Source organism: Trichococcus sp., from assembly GCF_049589555.1.
Taxonomy (GTDB): domain Bacteria; phylum Bacillota; class Bacilli; order Lactobacillales; family Aerococcaceae; genus Trichococcus.
Map to the genome: position 1 here is coordinate 1 of NZ_JBAWAZ010000039.1, position 3,159 is coordinate 3,159.

At 44.7% G+C, this 3,159-nt stretch carries 5 protein-coding genes; all 5 read left to right on the top strand.

The window, feature by feature from the left end:
* On the top strand, positions 1–314 hold a 314-nt coding region (locus WBV27_RS01835; RefSeq protein WP_424198897.1), incomplete at its 5' end, for a DnaD domain protein.
* Positions 315–888: 574 nt separating this feature from the next.
* Positions 889–1,218, top strand: coding sequence for a helix-turn-helix domain-containing protein (locus WBV27_RS01840; RefSeq protein WP_424198899.1), 330 nt, complete (start codon positions 889–891; stop codon positions 1,216–1,218).
* 10 nt (positions 1,219–1,228) lie between these two features.
* Positions 1,229–1,984 (top strand): ImmA/IrrE family metallo-endopeptidase, encoded by a 756-nt coding sequence (locus tag WBV27_RS01845; protein WP_424198901.1) that lies wholly within the window; start codon positions 1,229–1,231, stop codon positions 1,982–1,984.
* Positions 1,971–2,615 (top strand): hypothetical protein, encoded by a 645-nt coding sequence (locus tag WBV27_RS01850; protein ID WP_424198903.1) that lies wholly within the window; start codon positions 1,971–1,973, stop codon positions 2,613–2,615. The genes WBV27_RS01845 and WBV27_RS01850 overlap by 14 nt, the downstream gene beginning before the upstream one ends.
* Positions 2,616–2,891: 276 nt before the next feature.
* On the top strand, positions 2,892–3,159 hold a 268-nt coding region (locus WBV27_RS01855), incomplete at its 3' end, for a hypothetical protein (protein ID WP_424198905.1).

The following is a 3,159-nucleotide window of genomic DNA, read 5'->3' on the forward strand; positions in this document are numbered from 1 at the left end:
TAGAAGAAGACGAAGATGATTCAGAATTTAAATTAAACGAAAAAACGCCACCAAACGACTTCGCCTACTGGCAAGAAAAATGGGCTGCCCATTTCGGCACCCAATTGCCATTCACACGCCACATCCATGAAGGCCTCCTGCAATGGGCCTCATACTTCGGCGATGAAGAAATCGTGCTTCACGCCTTCTCCAAAGCCGGCCGCTACGGCGCCAAATCATACGCCTACCTCGACAGCATCCTCCGCAACTGGTGGGATGAAGGCCTGCGTACTGCTGAAGATGTTTACGACAGGGAGATAGCAGAGCGTTACTGATCCAGTGGGCGGGCGTCCTCCGATGAAGCGGGCGCTGCCAGGAGAACAGCACTGCGCCAGCTAGCCAGCTCCGGCGAGAGAATGCTGGCCGGAGGAGATTGCATGGCGGGCGGCTGTACTCCGGCGAAGCCGTTGTGGTCGAAGGTGATCGTCTTTTTGGGATCTTCTCCTCCGACGGAAGGATCGCTGCCCGGAGGAAACCGTCAGCTCCGATGAGCGGAGCGCTCATCGAAAGACAGGACTGCGGCGGGCAGCTCAAATCCGGGGAGCAAATGTTGGCCGGAGTAGGCTGCATTGCGGGAGGCTGTACTCCGGCGAAGCCGCGGTGGTCGGAGGTAATCGTCTTTTTTGGATGTTCTCCTCCGGCGAAGCCGCTGTGGTCGAAGGTAATGATCTTTTTGGAGGTTTTCCTCCGGCAGAGGGGCTCCTCACCGGAGGAGCGCGTCAGCTCTGGTAAAGCGGATGCTGCTCAGATGTGATTTGGATTAGTAGGTATTCACAAATGTGGGTTACTAAATTTGTGAACAATCACAAATAGTGTTATACTACTACTGAAAGTAGGAGGGGATTACTAATGAGAAGTGATGAAAATACATTATTAAATGTAAAGGGATGGTTGGCAGAAAACCAGTATACGCAGGCGTGGTTAGCGAACCAAATGGGTGTCGCTCCGTCATTGATTAGCCAATTGTTTAATGGCGAAAGAAAACTTCAACCTGTCCATATTGCAAAAATGACAGAAATTACAGGTAAAACCATTGCGGAATTAGCAAGCTCCGAAGAAACTAAAGCTGACGAATTGGTTTATTCATTGCGCGGGAAAATTTCTACTGAAGATGGTGAACGTGGGTTAGCGCAATTATTACTTGATGTTGAACATTTTGCTCAACTGATTGTTAAGTAGAGGTAATATCATGACGAATATAAAAAGAATTTCTGAAATCGTAGCTGAGCAGTATGCAACTGAATTTTTGAACGATTCTGTGGGCAGTGAACTTTTCTTGGGTAGTGATATTGAACAATTATTATCAGAAAAAGCGTTTGTCGTTTATCAAATCGTGGATGATTCCGAATATTATGGAGCAGCAGTGCATTTTTTTGATAAGCATTTTATTGCAATCAATACGAGTCAAGCGCTGCGCTCGAGGTATTACAGTGCCGCCCACGAATTATGGCACCTTCAGTATGAATCAGGAAAAATCCCGCTTGCAGATATTCCTGAGTTTGATCATGAGCGAGCTGCAGATCATTTTGCAGCCGCTGTAATGCTTCCTAAGCGCTCAGTTGAGAAATTAATTCAAAAGCTGAATGAGACAAATGATGTTCTGGTCATCAGAATTGCGGATATTTCTTCCATGCCTTACCAAGCTGTAGTCAGAAGGTTACAAGAGCTAGGAAAAAGATTTCCCTTAGCCATTTCCCAAAGAACCGAAGGTGATTGGATTAGAGTACGCGAAGCCCTGGGGATATCACCTAGTGTACTTGATAAGCCAGATCGTTTTGTTCAATTTAGTTCATTGTCAAAAGAAGTTGCCCAATTGTTAAAAGATAAGGATATCACTTTAGAGGTTGCGGCAAACCTTCTGAAGCATACAGATCCCAAACAATCAAAAGCTTATTGGAAAGAAAGGCAAAAGCTGATTGGAGAAATGGATTTTGATGATGAATAATCGTTCCGATAAAGTATTCATAGATTCCAATATGATAATCTTTGCCGCCGATTTTCAACAAGCTAACGTGTTTGACTGGATTAATGAACTATATCAGAATGTCTATATCCATAAAGAGGTTTACAATGAATTGTTATTTCCGTCGGTTAAGAACACTGTTGATGGGTTAATTGCGAGCGGAAAGTGGAGCCTGTTTGATCCCAAAAGCGTTACCTCATTGTCGCCGATCGAGCAGGAGATTTATCAGCAGCGTTTAACTGATGTTAAAGATGCTTTTCACCGTATGAATTTACAAAGAATCTCAGTAGGCAAGCGGCCTAAGACGGTATCGAATTTAGGCGAAATTGCGACCGTTGCCGCCTGTTTGATGATAAATGCAGGAATCATTTGCAGCAATGATTTCGATATACGAACGGTTGTGGTAATGGAGGATTATCGGATTTCGTTAGAGGATAAGGACGAACTGATCAACCAAGATTCGGCCGAAGATTTCTGTGTGTACTGTATACAACAAAATGCATTCAGTCGCAAATTAGTGCGAAATTTTTACAAGACGATTATTGTGGAAGATGTGAATCGTAGCCGAAAATTAACACAATTGAATGAACGCTTAGATGCAGTCGAGGAATAGTGATCCTCGACTTTTTTGAATTTGGGGAAAGCTAGCCAGCTCCGGGGAGAGAATGCTAGTCGGAGCTGGATGCATTGCGGGCGACCGTACTCCGGCGAAGGCGCGGTGGTCGGAGGTAGTAGTCTTTTGGGAGGTTTTCCTCCGGCAGAGGTGCTTCTAACCGGAGGAACATAAAAAGCTCCATAATTTTTCAGGTTATTCTGTATTCCTCATGCTTCTCTATAGTAAAATATACAAAAGAAGGAATGCAAAATAATAACCGAGCGGAGTGACAGCATGAATCAATTGACAGACTACATCATTGCATTGAGCAATTTGTACGGCATGATCCAGAAGGATATTTTAGTGGAGATTTACAACACCCAAAACAAGGAGCCAATCAGTTTGGGGGAAGTGGAGGCGTATCTAAAAAATCCGCCGGCGGAACTGAAAAGGGGGCATACTTATCCCCACAAGGATTATTTCGTTCACGAAACTATTCTGGAGTTCGATGAGTTTGAATCGATGCTGGAGAAAAAGGGGAACAAGCCATATTATGTCCCAG

Bases quoted from the DNA above. Each gene is read 5' to 3' on its own strand.
- WBV27_RS01840 (WP_424198899.1), top strand. From the start codon at position 889: ATGAGAAGTGATGAAAATACATTATTAAATGTAAAGGGATGGTTGGCA.
- WBV27_RS01845 (WP_424198901.1), top strand. From the start codon at position 1,229: ATGACGAATATAAAAAGAATTTCTGAAATCGTAGCTGAGCAGTATGCA.